Origin of the sequence: Dyadobacter jiangsuensis (genome assembly GCF_003014695.1) — a bacterium.
Lineage (GTDB): Bacteria > Bacteroidota > Bacteroidia > Cytophagales > Spirosomataceae > Dyadobacter > Dyadobacter jiangsuensis.
The window spans coordinates 73,005-90,697 of sequence record NZ_PYAS01000005.1; the positions used below are offsets into that span (position 1 = coordinate 73,005).

A 17,693-nucleotide genomic window follows, 5' to 3' on the forward strand; every position below is an offset into this window, starting at 1 on the left:
GACTGTTTGACCTGGCAGGACGGGCATCGATTGCAATAATCCCCGGAATCCATAATTTTATAACACATCACCTAACAAAATGATCGCATGAGACACATTTATCTTTTGTTACTATTGCTGTTTTCCGCGGGTGTCCATGCGCAGGGCCCGCGCGTGCTGATCGTTACGGCACATCCGGACGATGAAACCATGTTTCCCGTGACTGTTTTTAAGATCACCCACGAACTGAAAGGCTCCGCCGACCTCGCATTGATCACCGATGCTTCGGGCGGCTACAACGGCCTGGTGGCATCGAGCTACTACGGCCTGAACCTCGTGGATTCTGCAACGGGCAGGAAACATTTACCCTTAATCCGAAAAAAAGAGCTCATGGCTTCCGGCGAGGTGATGGGGATTGGCAATTTCTTCTTCCTCGACCAGCTCGATGATTACTACAACCGCGACGAGAAACCCTATTTGCAGGGCAAGAACTGGGATATTGCCTATGTGGAGAAAAAGCTGGATCATATCCTCGCCAACGGCGGCTATGACTTCATATTATGCCTCGTTCCGCATGATGGCCAGCACGCGCATCATAAAACCGCTTCAATCAGCGCATTAAGAGCCGCGCAGCGTTTTAAGGGGCCTAAAAAACCGGTTGTGCTGGGTGGCCAATCTCAAAACAAAGGCTATACTTTCCAGTTCGCCAGGCTAACGGGCTATCCGGAGACCGACATCCTCAAAGCAGCGCCCGTTTTCGAATTCGACCGTTCTTACAGCTTCGGAGAGGATAAAAAACACAGTTACATGATCGTCGCCGACTGGGTGAAAGCCGCACACAAGTCGCAAAGCGGCGATATGAACCAGGCGATGCACCGGGGAGATCTGGAAACATTCTGGTATTTCGCGATCAATGGGGAGGAGGGAGTCGGGAAAACCAAGGCGCTGTTTGACGCTTTGAACACTTCGGGGTATTCCAAAAAGTAATCAGGCTGGTTGAAAGGTCATAAAGAGCGAGCTCCCGAAAGGTGCTTTGCCCAGAATGGCGGATTCAGTCTTGGTGATGGCCTTCAAAACTGCATTCACTGCGTCGCCCGGGTATTCCACATCCGAATCGAGCTCGTCAACATTGATCTTTTTCCTGCGGATCTGGTAATTCTGCCATTGCCGTACGAGTAAAATGGGTAGGGAAAGCGCAAACGGCCAATAGGTAGTGTAACCAATTCGCAGCCCGGCCGCCTTACCAAATGCCTGGAATTGCTCCAACTTGAAACGCCGCGAGCTACCGACGGCCAGGTCATGCGTACCCGAGAAGGCTTCGAATGCATGAATATTAATGATGATCAGCCCGTTGCGGTTCAGACGCTTTTTAAAGGCCGTGAGGGCGCGGATGATCTCCTCGTCAGTCAGGAAATAGAGCGCGTCGTTGCAGGTAATGATGTCGAAAGTTTCGCCCGGCTCAAATGCATCGACATTCCGCAGGTCACCGAAAACGACATTCAGCCCGCGCTCATTCGAGAAATCAATGGCATGCTGTGAATAGTCGAAACCCCGCAGGTTGGAATAACCATTTTCCCTTAAAAACGACATTAACCCGCCCGTACCGCAGGCGGCATCGAGGATTTTGAGATCGGGATCCATAGCCTTGAAATGCTTGCGGATCTGGCCCAACACCTTGCCGTGGAGAATCTGATACCACCACAGCTTGCGCTCGGTTTCGTACATGCGCTGGTATTCGAGCCGGTTATCGATCATACGTGTTCGGAGCTGTTATATTTGATCACATACTGCGGCTGGCCGCTCTGCGCCATAAAACTCTTGCCAATATATTCCCCCAAAACACTCAGCAGCATGCATTGAATGCCTCCGATAAAAATGATGGTAGCCGTTACCACCTGCCAGCCTTTCGGGTCAGGACCGATGATCCACTGGAGAGTCAGGAAGAGCAAAAGCAAAAATCCTAAACTGAATAATCCCACACCGATAGGCACAAAAAGGCGAATCGGTAACGACGAGTAGCAGAAAAGGATATTGAGAAAAAGCGATATCAGCTTATGAAACGTGTAGTTGGAAGCCCCTTCTTCGCGTTTCTGGTGCGCTACCTGCACGGTACCGATATTCCGCGTGATCCGGAATATCAGCCCATCGATATATGGATAAGGCCCGTGATATTTGATAATTTCCTGTACGACTTCCTGCCGGATCAATTTGAAGCTCGACAGGTACAGGTCTTTGGGTTTATTCAAAAGATAACTCGTGAGCCAGTTCACAAACCTGCTGCCCATATTCCGGCCTACGGAGTGCTGTTTCTTGGCATAATAGGTATAAACGACGTCGTAATCCCCCGATTCAGCGGTTTCCACCAGCTTCAATATCTCTTCCGGCGGGTTCTGAAAATCATCGTCGATCATCACGCAATAGTTGCCGTAAGCCCAGTTAAGGCCGCACATCACCGCATTGAATTCCCCGTAATTCCGGCGTAGCGAAATGAACCGCACGTTGGCATAGGCATTCGACAACTCCCGGCAAACCTGCTCAGAACCGTCACGGCTGCCGTCGTTCACCATCACGATTTCGAATGATATTTCTGATAAAGTGGCTTGTAGCTTTTCGATCAGCGACCGGATGGTTTTTTCGCTGTTGTAAACCGGGATAATGACCGATAGCTTCATTGACGATCGAATAGGTTGACGGTTTCTATGATGTAAGCCACCTCATCATCCGTCAAAACCGGGTTGAGCGGCAAGCTGATCACCTGCTGGTGAATCTGCTCTGTCAAAGGCAAATGTAAATCTTTAAATTCTTTGTAAGCCAATTGTTTATGAATAGGCTGCGGATAATGGACGTTCGTCTGTACGCCGCGTGCTTCCAGAAAAGCGATAAACCCGGCGCGACGGGGATGCCGCACCACAAAGAGGTGCCACGCATCTTCCGAAATCCGGTCGGCGGGCGGCAATATCAGCTCGCTGCATATCAATTCCCGCAAATACCGGCCCGCAATCTCTCTCCTTCGGACGTTTTCAGGATCGAGATACGGCAGTTTCACGCTGAGTATCGCAGCTTGCATTTCGTCCAGGCGGCTGTTTACACCCTGGTATTCGTTCTGGTAACGGATCACCGAGCCGTAGTTACGCAGGTAACGTATCTTCTCGGCCAGGGCGGCGTCATTCGTAGTAATAGCACCGGCATCGCCCAGTGCACCCAGGTTTTTAGTAGGGTAAAAACTGAATGCCGTCGCGTCCGCCCACGTACCCACCTTCCTGCCTGCATGCGTGGCCCCGTGCGCCTGCGCGGCGTCGGTGATCACTTTGAGGTCGTACTTACGTGCCAGATCAAGGATTTGTGCAATTTCGCAGCTTCGCCCGTAAAGATCGACGGTGACAATAGCTTTCGTCCGCGGCGTAATAGCCTGTTCGATCAGCGCGGGATCGATCAGCATCGTATGCGGGTCGGGCTCCACGAAAACCGGTGTCAAATGCAGGTAACTCACGGGCAGTACCGATGCAATGTACGTATTAGCCGGCACGATGATCTCGCTGTCCTTCGGCAGGTCCATGGCCAGCAGTATCAGCGTAATCGCGTCGAGCCCATTGGCGGTCCCTACACAATGCTCCGCTTCACAATATGTGGCGAACGACTTTTCGAACGATTTTAGCTCATTGCCCAGAATATACCACCCCGAGCGGATTACACGGAGGGAGGCATCTTCGATCGCTTGCAGATAAGGGGCATTTACCTGATTTAAATCCAGAAATGGGATCATTGAGATACTGTCTGGATTAGCTGATTCAGGGGATAAGGATCGTCGATATAATCGGCTTTGTCATAATATTCGTTGGACAATACCAACAGTATTGCATCGTCCGAGAAAGAATCCATGATATGCCAGTCTTTCGGTTCGAGAATCAGGCACGACACAGGATTATCGAGGATGAAGATCTCCTCCTTCTCGCCGTCGTTGGAGTATATACGACAACTTCCGTGAATACAAACCAGGGCATTCCACGTTTTGTGATGCCTGTGACCACCTCGCTGCGTCTCACCCGCGCCGTAAATGTAAAACACGCGTTTAATTGTACCGGGGATGATTTTTTCAAAGACTGTGAGGTTGCCTGATCCGGTATTAAATGTATCCAGCTGTACTAAAAGCGGCATATAGAAATTTCTAGATTGTTAGGGTGTGGTTAAACTCTTTCAAATACGCGATCTTCTTCAAAAGTAACCTGTTAGTAAATGTCAGACATTTTTTCCTTTAAAATACAAAAATACCTTCCACATAAAAAAATCGATTATCCTGAGGCAAGGCTTAATGATCATTTAATGCGTACCGACACGAAGTGCTGCCACTCTCGCGTTGACCAATGTTGCAAGGTATTGGTTGGGAAAGGACGAAAATAGTCGGGGCTACCCCTATCCGGGCGACCCTATGCGGGCCACCCTATGCGGGCCACCCTATGCGGGTGATCTAACTAAACATCCCCCATTGCAGGCGGTGATCGATCAGCATGAAGATTTTAACGGGCAGTGGTTCCAGCCAAAGTATTTTGTTGTAGCCCATGTAAAAGACCTGCGGATGGACCACGCAGACGACCATCGTGAAAAACAGGATGAGCCGGACCGTAGATGTAGAAGAGGTTTCGATTAATATAAAAACGGCGAGCAGGATAAACGGAAAGCCGTATGACAATGCCCTGTCGATGTCGTGGACGTAGATTCCCGTGGCTACCAGCACCACAAAACCGGCCATCAGCGCCAGCAAAAGCCAATAGCGCCTGGTAAGGCACAGCACGGCAAAGGCGGCGATCAGGATCAGCCAGGTCCCTTCAAATGCCCCCCATATACTGCTTCCCAATCCATTGCGGTGCGCATTGGCCAGCAATACGGGCGTTCCGATCGTAGAATAGGAGTGGTGCGGGAAATAGGTAGTCTGCACATATTCCCGGATCGTAAAATAGATCGCCCACGCCACCCACACGACGAGGCTTTCCCCTGTAAAGGCCGATTTGAGTAAACCGGGAACGCCAAAATTCTTATTACGATAAGCCTTCGTCCCCATCCACCACAGCAGCAGATAGCCGCCCGCCACCACAGCTCGCTCGTCGGTAAAGAATGCGATTAACAGCGAGAGGAAAATCACGAGCGAATTTTTGCTTAACAATGCGAGCAGCAGAAAGAAAAAGGCAAATTCATCCCCATACCCGTGTACGTCCGCGAAGGCCCACACGCTCACGAAGATGTTGGCAATCGCCGTCACAAACAGCGCGGTAATTACCTTATCGCCCGATACGGAATAGATATACGCGCCGGTTTTATAAAGAAATAATACGCCCAGAACAGCCTGAATGATGAGGATCAGCAGCACATTATGACCTGTGAGGAACGAAAGGGCCGGTAATGTCCAGCGGAAAATCATATTCTCCCGGCGCACGTCGTAATCCATGTCTTTCGGGTGCAGTATGTCCTGCGCCTGATTATGAATAAAAACCCAGGCATCGAGGCTCACACCGTTGCTTCTCAAATGATCGAGCAAGAGCGAATAAGGCGGAAATGCGAGAAAAAGCGACAGCGCGACAGCAAAAAAAGTGAGCTTCCACAACCAGTTCTTTCCAGACAACTGCGCTTCAATCCAAAGGAGTGACGACCCGTAAAAATTTTCCAAAAGCATAGGACGGCTTGGGCAAATACGCTCAAATATACATTTAATGTGCGATACTCATTTCCAGCTCGGCACGATCCGGCTGCCTTCTTCGCTTTCGGTAATGCGCAGGTACGTCTGGATTTCCTGTTGCAAGTCCTCCACGTGGCTGATAATCCCTACGATCCGGTTCTCTTTTCTCAATGATTTTAACGTTTCAAAGACCGTTTGTAATGCATTTTTATCGAGGGAACCGAAGCCTTCGTCAAGAAAGAAAAAGTTGTGTTTAGATTCATTCCTGACGTGAATATGATCGGCCAGCGCCAGGGCCAGCGACAATGCCGCCTGAAATTTCTGCCCTCCGGAAAGCGTTTTCAAGAGCCGCATATGTCCGCCATTGAGTAAGTCCCTCACCCAGAAGCTGTTTCCTTCCCCAAGTTCGAGATGAAGCTGCTGGTGGGTCATCTGATGGAACCGGTGATTCGCGGCCTGAATCAGGTTTTGCAGGTAAATGCTCGACGCGTAATCCACGAACCCGCTCGACCGGAAGAGTTTCGCCAAATCGTCGAGATGTTCTTTTCGGAGCTGCAAGCGGCCCTTCTCTGTCAAAAGCGTCGCTTTTTTGGCCAGATCTTCCGCCATTTGTTTCAGCCGACCGCCTATGTTCCCCTCTTCTTTGCGCTGGGCATTCAGATTTTCGGTTAATGTATTCTTCAATGCAGTCACTTCCTCGTGCTTCGCGACGTCATACTGCTCACCAGCATGATCTTCCAACAGGTTTTTCAGCTCGGCACCGGTCGTTTCCAATGCCAGTTTAAACTCATTGATCGCCCGTCGCTCGGTTTCGGTATGGATCGGCTTTTGGAGTATTTCTGCCACCTGCGCTTCCGACTCGAAGGCATAAGCCGCCAGCTCGCTGTCGATTTTTTCCTGCACCGCCGCCAGTTCGCGACGGCTCCCTTCCAGTGCCGCCAATAGTGTGACCTGGCTCCCCGAAAGCGTATTCCGTTCTTTCTCCAATGCATCTACCTGTTGTTCTGCTTCGGCAAATGCTGTGGAGAGCTGCTGATAGTCGGTTTTCAATCCCGAGATCTTTTCTGAAATTTCACTTTTTTCAACTGTTTCAAACTCTGCCAGGTTAATCCTCTGCAACTGTTCCGAAAGCGTCTGAATAGTATTTTCCAATTTCAGAATCTCGTCCTTTAAAGCTTGAAGCGGCTTTTCGATCTTTTCTGTTTTATCTCTGCCCGCGACTTCTATCTGATCCGTCAAGGACTTCAATGCTGTTTCCGCGGCTCTGATTTCCGTCTGCACACGACTACTTTCCGCAAACCGTTTTTCAAAACCTTCCCGATCTGTTTTGTTGAATGCGGCCCATTCGAATGCCTTATCGTGCGATTCGAGTTTTGCCTTTGCTTCTGCGAAACGTTGTTTTATCGACGATTTCTGCTTTTCAAGATTTTCAATCTGATTAAAAACCCGCTCTATCGGTGACTGCAACTTCCTCAATAGCCGCTCCTTTTCATCCAATGCATTAAGCTGTCTCTCCATCGCTGCTATTTCCCCCGCCAATGCACCGTCGGTGATCAATACCTCGGGATGATGCAACGAGCCACAGAGCGGGCAGGGCTCGCCGTCTTCCAGGTTACCCGCATACTGATGCAATGCAACGCGGGTATTGATGTGCAATAGCTGCCTATTGAGCTCTTTCCGATTGGCATCCCCGGTTTCAAAATATGCCGCAACACCTTTTTGAAATGCATCCAATGAATAATCCTCGCCAAACTGAATGCCGAACTCACCGGTAATCTCCTGCAAACGTTCCGCAAGGCCGTCCGCCAACGTTTTGATCTCCGCCGCAAGCGCTTCTGCTTCTGTTTTGATCGTCTGACGGTTCTCTGCGAGGCCATCGGCAGTAGTAAACCAAGATTTCACCAGCCCCATTTCGAGCACATCGCCCAGGCCGGCTTTCCGCTGCTCATTGGCCGTTTCCAGCTCCTGTTTTTGTTGTTTTTGTATTTCGATGGCGTTTTCCTTCTCCTTCAACTGCTCCTCGCCACGCGCCAGCGCATCCTTCCTTTTAATAACCGCCTGCGAATGCTCGATAATCCGTATCACCTTTTCGAGTTCCTCGGCGGTCGCAAGCAGTTCCTCACGCTTTTCGTACCGTGGTTTCAGGATTAGTAATGTCTCCTGCTGCTTTCCCAGTGATATTGCCAGTTCTGTAAGCTTTGCCTGATTGCCCTCTGAAACGCGTTCGTCCCGCGCTATGTCGGTCAGCAGTTTACTTTTTTGGTCAAAAATGGATTTGAAATGCAGTGAGCAGGTTTCAAAAGTCTTTAATGTAGCCTCACGTTCCTGCATGGCTGCACGCTGGGAATCGAGCATCGCGAGCCTGCTTTGCAGCATTTGAATCTTCTCTCCGGCGAGTTTGAGTTTCTGAAAATTGCCTTCCAGCTCCGTCTGAACCGCCAGCTCATTTGAGATATGCTGAATTTGCAGGCGCAGCTGCTCCAACTGCTGTTCGCCTTCCGCAAGCATCTCCTTCGTCACCTCTCCAAGCCCCAGCAATTGACCATCCACATTCGACAATGCAAGGTTATTCCGGTTGCTCAGCGAGCCTACATTCCGGCTGAGGTCGTATTTTTCGAGCTGGAAGAGCTCTTTCATCATCCGGGTACGCTCGGCGTCTTTCAGTTCAATGAATTCCTGAAAACGTCCTTGCGGTATGATGATCGTCCGGCGGAAGTTGTCATAGCTGAGGCCGATAATGCTTTCGGTCGATTCGTTTTCGGCCAGCGGCACCCAGTCGTTCTCCCGCCAGACATAGCCTTTCCGTTCAAAGGTTTTTACATCCTTGAAATTCTTGCTGTTCCGTTTGCCGCGCACCGTAAACCGGTATCGCTCAGCGTCTTTACCTGCAATGCATTCAAAATCAATGAGCAAATCATCCGAACGCAGGTTCATCATATTGTAGGTACGGTCGTCGCCCGACTTGTTGAGCCGCTCGGTATCACCGTATAATGCAAATGTGATCGCTTCCAGGATGGAGGATTTCCCACTCCCCACAGCCCCGAATATCCCGAACAACGACGCGTCCGTCAACGGGTCGAAATCAATCTCCTGTTCGGTTTGGTAAGAATATAGTCCTTTTATTTTTAAGCGTTTGGGGATCATTGGTACGGCTTGCGGTAAGTGATAGCGTCGGGGAATTTTGACCGCCGACCGCTGACCGCCGATTAAGGATTCTACTTGACCACCGACGGCCGAGCACAGACCGCCGATTCTTTTAATGTTTACTTAAATATTAACTCATTCGATAAATACGCTCTCGCAATCACAAATCGGCGGTCCGCGGTCTGCCGTCGGCGGTCAGTCTCTCAACGTCGCCCTACAATGCAGCCAACAAATCATCCAGGTATTCCCGCGTGTTGCTCAGCCTCGGCACTTTGTTTTGGCCGCCGAGCTTGTGCTGCTTGCCGAGCCAGGCGTAGAAGGTACCTGCGGGTGCAAAATGCACTTGCGGGCGTGTGAGGGCCATATCTTTGTATCGTTTGGCGTCATAATCGGAGTTCACTTCGCGTAATGCAGCATCCAGCGCCTGTACGAAAGCGTCACGATCTTCCGGCTCTTTGGTGAATTCGATGATCCATTCATGGCAGCCTCGCGCGCCATCGCCCATATACACAGGCCCGGCAGTATAGTTTGCAACCAGGGCGTCCGTCTGATGCGCCGCCACTTTAATGGCATGGTCGGCATTCTCGACAATCACTTCTTCACCAAAAGCATTGATAAAATGCTTCGTACGCCCGCTCACCTTCACGCGGAACGGGTAGGTAGAAGTAAATTTCACAGTATCGCCAATCAGGTAGCGCCAGAGTCCGGCGTTGGTCGAGATCACCATCGCATAGTTTTTCCCTACTTCCACTTCATCCAGCAACAATGCTTTGGGATGCTCCTTACCGAGCTCTTCAATCGGTATAAATTCATAAAAAATGCCATAATCGAGCATGAGCAGCATTTCTCCTACCCTATTAATATCATCCTGAATCGCGAAAAAACCTTCCGACGCGCTGTACGTTTCGAGGTACAGCACCTGGTCAGAAGGGAAATATTTGGTCATGAACAAATCGCGGTAGGGCTCGAACGAAACCGCGCCATGCACGAAAACCTCAAAATCCGGCCAGATTTCAAGCATATTCTTTTTGCCGGTACGTTCGAGTATCTGATCGAGCAGCACGATCGTCCAGGTAGGGACGCCCAGAATGCTGGTCACATTCTCCTGCGAACATATCGACGCCATTTTGTCCAGCTTGCTTTCCCAATGGTCCATCAAAGCCACTTCCAACGGCGGCGTACGCATAAATTCTGCCCAGGAAGGCAGGTTCTGCATGATAACCGCCGACACATCGCCGATCTGGGTATAATCGTCAAATGGATTGGCATGCAAAGTCCCGCCGATCGAAAGGCCCTTACCGTCGAAAACCCGGGTATCCGGCCGGTTATTGATCAGCAGGGTCATCATATCCTTTCCGCCCTCGTAATGGCATTCTTCCAACGCCTCGGGTGAAACCGGCAGGAATTTGCTCCGCGCATTGGTCGTGCCCGACGATTTGGAAAACCATTCGATTTGCGACGGCCACAGCACATTCGGCTCGCCTTTCAGAACGCGCTCGATGTAGGGATAAAGTTGCTCGTAAGCCGAAATGGGTACCTGCTCCTGAAATTCCTTGACCGATTTGATCTGACCGTAATTATAGCGGCTGCCCCATTCGGTGTACCGCGCGGTTTCGATCAATTCGGAAAATATACGCTGCTGGGTTTCAATGGGGTACTTCATAAACTGTTCGATCCGTTCGAAGCGCCGCTTCATAAACCAGACAGTCATATCATTTACCAGCTTCATAAAGGTCAATTAGTTAGAAATACGCAAGTTTGTAAAAATAGCAATAAAAAATGGTGAGAGAACAGTTGCAAGCTGTTCTCTCACCATTCAGGATTTTTTATCAGCAGGCGGTTATCTGTCGAAGAACATGTTGCTACCGCCCGCCTTTTGGCTGATCGAAGACGACAGTTCCGCACTTGCTTCCTCCGCCAGCACGCGTGCACTACGCAGTTGGCGAGTCACGTGCGTACCCGTAATCTGGAAGAGCGCCTCGCCCAGTAAAGGATCGCGCGGATCGCCATATGGGTAGAGGATATTTCCTTCACTCACCTTCACATCCGGCTCAAAGCCAACATGGTAATCCGATTTTTTGTCCTTATTCAATGATTTGGAGACAATCGGCTGCAATCCTACTTTAATACCATTCTTCTCGTCGCTGATCGTGACCGACCCTACATTCTTACCCACTGTTTTTCCTCCAACCAATGTTACCGTCATAAAAGGCTTCAACCCATTGATCACCAGTTCACTCGCAGACGCCGTCCGCGACGATACCAGTACCACGAGGTGTTTCAGGTCACTGCCCACATTCTGGCTTTTGGCCACAAACTTGTCATAGAAATAGGATTCCCCGTATTTTTTGAGGCTCGTTTCAGTTACCTGCTTGTTGTATTCTTTATAATAAAACACATCATTGGCCGTAACCTTGCCGATCAGACTGGACAGGTTCGTCGCTGAACTGACATAACCTCCGGGGTTGTAGCGGAGATCGAGTACCAATGCATTGATGCCGCTATTTTTGAACTCCAAAAAAATCGCATCCAACTTCTTGTCGTACGCTTTGTTGCTGGTTTGGTAAGGCTCGGGAATGAACTGATGGTAAACCACATAACCGATTTTGCTGGCGCCGATCGTGTAAACCGAATCGAAGAACACCGGATCTTCCTGCAATACGATGGGCGTCACCTCGCGTGTCGTCGTGGTTTCTTTCAATGTACCATCCTTGATATCGGCCAGGGTGTAAGTAGTTTTATCCTGCGTGTTCAGCAGTTTCGAGTAGTTCGAATCCGTCATTTTCTGGCCATTCACGCTGCTAAAAACATCACCCCGCACAAAGCCGGCCTTGGCGGCAGGCGAGTCCGGGATCACGTAAAGGACAATACCAACCACATTGCTGGTGTTGGCAGGAAAATACACCAGCTTGTACTCCATTCCGCTCGTTTTGGATTCACCTCCCAGAGAAGCTTCCAATTCCTTCGCACTTTCCTGCATCCACGAAAAGCGGTCGCCATCCGGGCGCGCCGTCGCATCATATTTATAAAGGAGTGAGCTAAAAAAATCGCTTGGCGTTTTATTGTAATCGGGCGACGCCGTGATGTGGTCTGTCCAGTAATACCAGTATTTCATGTTGGTATAAATCCACTGGTTGGTTTCAGTGTCGTTCTTGGGGTCTGCGTTTTTCTCCTTACACGAAAAAACAAACGCAGCGAGTAAAATGACAGGCAGGAAAAGTCTCAGTTTCATAGATTTCCGTTCATTTCTAAAAATACCTCTTCAATAATGCGGCATGCTTCATCCATTTGCGACTCATTGATCACCAACGGGGGCGCGAAACGAATTTTGTTACCATGCGTAGGCTTGCACAACAGCCCTTTTTCCATCATTTTATAACAAAGGTCCATGGCCGTGCTGCTATCCTCGGAGTCGTTGATCACGATCGCATTCAGCAACCCTTTCCCTCTAACGCTTTCGATCAGAGAACATTGCTTTTGAAGTTCCTGCATTCTCCTGCGGAAGATTTGCCCCATTTGTTCGGCATTTTCAGCGAGGTTTTCGTCCTGAACCACCTGTAATGCGGCAATCGTCACGGCACAGGCCAACGGGTTACCACCATAGGTTGAGCCGTGCTCGCCGGGCGCGATCGTCAGCATGATTTCATCGTCGGCAAATGCAGCCGAAACCGGCATTGTGCCGCCCGACAGCGCTTTTCCGAGAACCAGGATATCCGGCTTCACTCCTTCCCAATCGCAAGCCAGTCTTTTTCCGGTGCGTCCGATGCCGGTTTGCACCTCATCGGCGATGAAGAGAACATTGTATTTTGTGCACAAATCGCGCACGCCTTTCAGGTAGCCTTCATCGGGCACTACTACTCCCGCCTCACCCTGGATGGGCTCCACCATGAAACCCGCGATGTTCGCGTCGCTTTTCAGTAGATTTTCAAGCGCTTGAAGGTCATTATAGGGAATGATTTCATAGCCGGGAAGGAACGGACCGTAATCGTTGGTGGAAGAAGGGTCTGTAGAGGAGGATATCGCCGCCAGCGTCCTTCCCCAGAAATTACCGGCTGCATACACCGTTTTCGCTTTCCCGGGCTCGATACCTTTCACTTTGTACGCCCATTTCCGGGTTAGTTTCAGCGCGGTTTCGCCGCCTTCCACACCCGAATTCATCATCAGAACTTTGTCATACCCGAAATAGTCACAGAGGAATTTCTCGCATTCACCGAGGCGATCGTTATAAAATGCACGGGACGTAAGCGTCAGTTTTTGCGCCTGACGGACCATCGCATCCACGATTTTCGGATGACAATGTCCCTGGCTCACCGCGCTGTATGCCGAGAGGAAGTCGAAATACCGCTTCCCTTCCACATCCCACAAAAAAATGCCTTCGCCCCGTTGGATCACTACCGGCATTGGCTTGTAGTTATGCGCTCCGTACCGGTATTCGAGGTCTATGGCATGTTGTGAAGGTGATATATCGGTTGTGTCTGTATAGTTTGGCATATCCGGCAGAAAAATGAATGACGATGTTCGTATTAAATTAGGTAAAATTAAGGAAAACCGTTAGAAAATTGGGGCAAAATGGATTTAAACGGTTGCCCAACTTTCGCTATATTTGTTCAAAGCAGAAGCAAAACTATCCAGTTGGCAATCATGAAACTTCGATATTTATCAGGGTGCCGAAGTATCCCAAAAAGCTTTCTTATACCAATCTCAGAATGGAACCTACTCAAGGCTAAATCCCAGGACACCGATGAGAAAAAATGGCCTGAAATACCGGAATGGCACAAACACTTATTGGCAGAAAGAATCGAAGCCTACGAAAATGGGCTTGAAGAGGTATTTGATTCAGAGGAGGTTTTAAAAGACATTGAAAAAGACTTGTATTGATAATCTTGAATGTACAAAACTGTTTTCCTGAGTCGCGCCAGGAAGGACGTTAGGAACGCTGCGAGTTGGTATGACAGACAGCAACCAGGCTTGGGCAGGCGATTCACACACGCTATCAGAAGTAAACTTGTCTTGATCGGTGAAAATCCTTATCTCTATGCAGTTCGTTACAGAAAAACACGAACGGCGTTACTTAGGTACTTTCCCTTCATGATTCACTTCAACATTAACGAGCAGCAACGGGCTGTTGTCGTATTGGGTGTCTGGCACACAAGCCAGGATCCTGATAAAATGCAGGCACGGAAACAATAAATCTTTTCACTTGAAAGATCCCGCGTCAACCCTTAATTTTGCAGCATAATCTCAAGGGGTGCCCTACCGAACGGGCTGAGATCATACCCATTTAACCTGATCCGGGTAATGCCGGCGTAGGGAGAGAAAGCCGGACCGGCTATTTTCTGTTAATATTTTATAGAACTTTCTGATAGGTGGCCCCTGCCTGTTGTAATTATTGATCGCAATGCGAAAAATTACTACCTATCTGCTGGCCCTGCTGCTCAGCACCACCTCAGTCCTCACTTTTGCACAAAAAAGTATTTCCGGCCGTGTGACCGACGCCGAAGACGGTAAGCCGCTCCCCGGCGCGACCATTAAAGCCGGTGAAATCCGCGGCGCGAGTACCGACAAGGATGGTCATTTTGTTTTGAAGAACATTTCCGAAAATATCGATGCCCTTGACATTTCCTACATTGGTTATCAAACTACTAAAATCGCCACCGGCACCTCAAATCAGCTGGAAATCAAGCTCCAAAAAAGTACTTACCAGGCCGACGAAGTGATTATCAACGCCACCCGCGTGAACGATAAAACGGGTATGGCCTATACCAACGTGACCGCCGCACAGATCGACAAGCAGAATATGGGACAGGACTTGCCCGTGCTGCTCAACTTTTCGCCTTCCCTCGTGAGCACGAGCGACGCGGGCGGCGGCGTGGGTTACACGGGCATACGCATACGCGGCTCCGACGCTACCCGCATTAACGTAACTGTAAACGGAATTCCTTATAATGATGCTGAAAGCCAGGGCGTTTTCTGGGTGAATATGCCGGACTTTGCGTCATCCGTGAGCAGCATTCAGATCCAGCGCGGCGTGGGAACGTCCACCAATGGCGCCGGCGCATTTGGTGCTTCCGTGAATATCAATACCAATGCATTTCGCGAAACGGCCTATGCAGAGCTGAATAACTCTTATGGTTCGTTCAATACGTTTAAAAACACCTTGAAAGTAGGCTCGGGCCTGATTAAGGACAAGTTTACTTTCGACGCTCGGCTGTCGCGGGTGTCTTCGGATGGTTTTGTGGACCGGGCTTCGTCGGAACTGCATTCCTACTACCTCTCAGGTGGGTATTTTGGTAAGAAAAGCTTTGTGCGGGTGAATGTGTTTTCCGGAAAAGAGCGTACCTACCAATCCTGGAACGGTGTGCCGGAAGCTAAGCTGCGCGGCGATCGTGAAGGTATATTGGCTTACATCGACCGAAATTATTTAGGTGAAAAAGACGCTGCAAACCTCCTCAATTCCGATAACCGGACTTATAATTCCTACACTTATAAAAATGAGGTGGATAACTATCGCCAGGACCATTACCAGATCGTTTCGTCCCATAACCTGAGTAATAAACTGACATTCAACCTCAATGCCTTCCTCGTTCGCGGGCTGGGTTATTATGAGCAATACCGTTCCGGCGACGATTACAGCAAATACAATTTGCCTAATGTAATTGTCGGTAAAGACACGCTCACCAGCACCGACTTCATCCGTCGCCGCTGGCTGGACAATTACTTTTACGGAAGTACATTTTCCTTCGATTACAACAATTTCAAAAAGCTTACTGCAAGCTTCGGCGGAGGCTGGAACCAATATGATGGCGACCATTACGGTCAGATCATATGGGCACGTAATGCTGGAAACATTGAAAATGAGCATCAATACTATTTCAGCACGGGTAAAAAGAAGGATTTCAACCTGTATGGAAAGGTTTATTATGCATTCACAGATCAACTCACCGCGTTTGCCGACTTGCAATACCGCCGGGTAAGCCACGCCATTCATGGTACAGACAATGATCTGGTTCAGCTAGCATTTGACCAATCGTATTCATTCTTTAATCCAAAGGCAGGTCTTACTTATCAATTGGCAGAACAAAGCTCGGTTTATGCCTCATACAGCATCGGTAACCGCGAACCGAACCGCGACGACTTCACATCTTCAACCGCCAACCTCTTTCCGAAAAGCGAGCGTTTGCAGAACGTCGAAGCCGGTTTCCGAACGCAGCAAGGCAAATGGGCATTTGCCGCGAATTACTATCTGATGAGCTATAAGAATCAGCTCGTACTCACCGGCCAGATCAACGACGTGGGCGGCTCCATACGTGTGAATGTGCCTAAGAGCTACCGTACCGGTATTGAACTGGAAGGCGCTGTGGCATTCAACCGCTTTTTGAAATGGAACGCCAATGCGACTTTCAGCCAGAACAAGATCAAAAACTTCACGGAATACATTGTCGACTACGATAATGGCGGATACAAAATGGTTGATCACGGCAAATCGGATATTTCATTCTCACCGAATGTGATCGTCGGAAGCCAGTTTACCTATTCGCTCCGCAAAAACCTGGAACTGGCATTACTGACCAAATATGTAGGCAAACAATATCTGGACAACACCTCAACTGAAACCCGCAAACTCGACGCTTACCTCACCAACGATATTCGTTTGTCATGGACCATCAAGCCGTCCTGGGCGAATGAAATCGCATTTAATCTGCTCGTAAACAATGTGCTGAACGAGAAGTACGAGTCGAATGGTTATACCTACGGTTATATTGCCGGCGGTGCGCTTACGCAGGAAAATTTCTATTTTCCGCAAGCGGGGCGAAATTTCCTGATCGGGGTGAATTTCAGGTTTTGATAACCACTTTCTCCCTACCTTTGCCGCATGAATCTGAAAAATGACCTTTTGCTTCGGGCGGCACGGGGGGAGAAAACCGAACGTACGCCTGTTTGGATGATGCGCCAGGCCGGACGCATCCTTGCAGAATACCGGGCCGTTCGCGAGAAGGCCGGAAGTTTTATCAATTTGGCCACTACACCTGAAATGGCAGCAGAAGTGACCCTGCAACCTGTGGACTTGCTGGGCGTGGATGCTGCCATTATATTTTCCGATATTCTCGTCATTCCCGAGGCAATGGGCTTGCCTTACGAAATGGTAGAGCAGCGCGGACCGGTGTTCCCGAGCACGGTACACACTTTGGCCGACCTGCAAAAACTGCACATCGCCGAGCCGGAAACGGATCTCAAATATGTGCTGGACGCTATTAAAATCACGAAAGAAGGCCTCGCAGGACGCGTTCCGCTGATCGGTTTCGCGGGCGCGCCTTTCACGATCTTCTGCTACATGACGGAGGGCAAAGGCTCCAAAACCTTCTCGGTTGCGAAAAAGCATTTATACGCCGATCCCGAGTTTTCTCATACATTATTACAGCAAATCACCGATAGCACGATCGCTTACCTGAAAGCGCAGATCGCAGCCGGTGCCGATATTGTACAACTTTTCGACTCCTGGGCAGGTATCCTGTCGCCTGAGCAATACCGCGAGTTCTCGTTGCCCTATATCAAGCAGATCTGCGATGCGATTACCGAGGTACCTGTAACTGTGTTTGCCAAGGGCGCATTCTTCGCCAGAAAGGAAATCGGGGAGCTGAGCTGCTCGGTGGTTGGCCTCGACTGGAATATGGATATCACCGAATCGCGCGAACTGATCCCGAGCAAGACATTGCAGGGAAACCTGGACCCATGCGTACTGTACTCTTCGTATGACCAGATCCGTGCGGAAGTGAAGAAAATGGTAAATCAGTTTGGTACACAACGGTATATTGCCAACCTCGGCCACGGCGTGTACCCCGACACCGATCCCGACAAAGTCCGTTGCTTCATCGAGGCGGTTAAAGAGTATTCTTCCCTATAA

At 49.6% G+C, this 17,693-nt stretch carries 14 protein-coding genes and 1 riboswitch; of the genes, 5 read left to right on the top strand and 9 right to left on the bottom strand.

What is annotated here, in order from left to right; all coding sequences use genetic code 11:
* The first annotated feature begins 87 nt into the window (after positions 1 to 87).
* Positions 88 to 966, top strand: a complete 879-nt coding sequence (locus tag CLV60_RS11445; protein WP_106595536.1) for a PIG-L family deacetylase — start codon at positions 88 to 90, stop codon at positions 964 to 966.
* Here CLV60_RS11445 and CLV60_RS11450 read toward each other — a convergent pair whose 3' ends face one another.
* The 9 genes from CLV60_RS11450 to rocD all read right to left on the bottom strand — a co-directional run bounded on the left by CLV60_RS11450 (position 967) and on the right by rocD (position 13,282).
* Positions 967 to 1,734, bottom strand: coding sequence for a class I SAM-dependent methyltransferase (locus CLV60_RS11450; protein ID WP_106595537.1), 768 nt, complete (start codon positions 1,732 to 1,734; stop codon positions 967 to 969).
* Positions 1,731 to 2,651 (bottom strand): glycosyltransferase family 2 protein, encoded by a 921-nt coding sequence (locus CLV60_RS11455; protein WP_106595538.1) that lies wholly within the window; start codon positions 2,649 to 2,651, stop codon positions 1,731 to 1,733. The genes CLV60_RS11450 and CLV60_RS11455 overlap by 4 nt, the downstream gene beginning before the upstream one ends.
* Entirely contained in the window at positions 2,648 to 3,742 is a 1,095-nt protein-coding gene (locus CLV60_RS11460; protein WP_106595539.1) for a DegT/DnrJ/EryC1/StrS family aminotransferase, read from the bottom strand. The genes CLV60_RS11455 and CLV60_RS11460 overlap by 4 nt, the downstream gene beginning before the upstream one ends.
* A complete protein-coding gene (locus tag CLV60_RS11465; protein WP_106595540.1) occupies positions 3,739 to 4,134 on the bottom strand; it encodes a sugar 3,4-ketoisomerase in 396 nt (131 codons plus the stop codon). Before CLV60_RS11465 ends, CLV60_RS11460 begins: the two co-directional genes overlap by 4 nt.
* Positions 4,135 to 4,444: 310 nt before the next feature.
* On the bottom strand, positions 4,445 to 5,644 hold the full coding sequence (locus tag CLV60_RS11470; RefSeq protein WP_106595541.1) for a hypothetical protein: 1,200 nt from the start codon (positions 5,642 to 5,644) through the stop codon (positions 4,445 to 4,447).
* 48 nt (positions 5,645 to 5,692) lie between these two features.
* Complete coding sequence (locus CLV60_RS11475; protein WP_106595542.1) at positions 5,693 to 8,791, bottom strand: AAA family ATPase; 3,099 nt, start codon at positions 8,789 to 8,791, stop codon at positions 5,693 to 5,695.
* 214 nt (positions 8,792 to 9,005) lie between these two features.
* Positions 9,006 to 10,520 carry a GH3 auxin-responsive promoter family protein gene (locus CLV60_RS11480; protein WP_106595543.1) on the bottom strand — a complete coding sequence of 505 codons (1,515 nt, stop codon included), beginning with the start codon at positions 10,518 to 10,520 and terminating at the stop codon, positions 9,006 to 9,008.
* A gap of 111 nt (positions 10,521 to 10,631) precedes the next feature.
* Positions 10,632 to 12,023 carry a S41 family peptidase gene (locus CLV60_RS11485; protein ID WP_106595544.1) on the bottom strand — a complete coding sequence of 464 codons (1,392 nt, stop codon included), beginning with the start codon at positions 12,021 to 12,023 and terminating at the stop codon, positions 10,632 to 10,634.
* The gene (rocD, locus tag CLV60_RS11490; RefSeq protein ID WP_106595545.1) at positions 12,020 to 13,282 is read right to left on the bottom strand and encodes an ornithine--oxo-acid transaminase; all 1,263 of its coding nucleotides are present in this window, start codon (positions 13,280 to 13,282) and stop codon (positions 12,020 to 12,022) included. Before rocD ends, CLV60_RS11485 begins: the two co-directional genes overlap by 4 nt.
* 78 nt (positions 13,283 to 13,360) lie before the next feature.
* On the opposite strand from rocD, the gene CLV60_RS11495 reads away from it, so the two are divergent.
* The 4 genes from CLV60_RS11495 to hemE all read left to right on the top strand — a co-directional run bounded on the left by CLV60_RS11495 (position 13,361) and on the right by hemE (position 17,693).
* The gene (locus CLV60_RS11495; protein WP_106595546.1) at positions 13,361 to 13,669 is read left to right on the top strand and encodes an addiction module protein; all 309 of its coding nucleotides are present in this window, start codon (positions 13,361 to 13,363) and stop codon (positions 13,667 to 13,669) included.
* Between the two features lie 9 nt (positions 13,670 to 13,678).
* The gene (locus tag CLV60_RS35010; RefSeq protein ID WP_106595547.1) at positions 13,679 to 13,981 is read left to right on the top strand and encodes a type II toxin-antitoxin system RelE/ParE family toxin; all 303 of its coding nucleotides are present in this window, start codon (positions 13,679 to 13,681) and stop codon (positions 13,979 to 13,981) included.
* Between the two features lie 44 nt (positions 13,982 to 14,025).
* A riboswitch (TPP riboswitch) is annotated at positions 14,026 to 14,122 on the top strand.
* 67 nt (positions 14,123 to 14,189) lie between these two features.
* Positions 14,190 to 16,637: a TonB-dependent receptor gene (locus CLV60_RS11505; protein ID WP_106595548.1), complete on the top strand. Its 2,448-nt coding sequence runs from the start codon at positions 14,190 to 14,192 to the stop codon at positions 16,635 to 16,637.
* Between the two features lie 27 nt (positions 16,638 to 16,664).
* Complete coding sequence (gene hemE, locus CLV60_RS11510; protein WP_106595549.1) at positions 16,665 to 17,693, top strand: uroporphyrinogen decarboxylase; 1,029 nt, start codon at positions 16,665 to 16,667, stop codon at positions 17,691 to 17,693.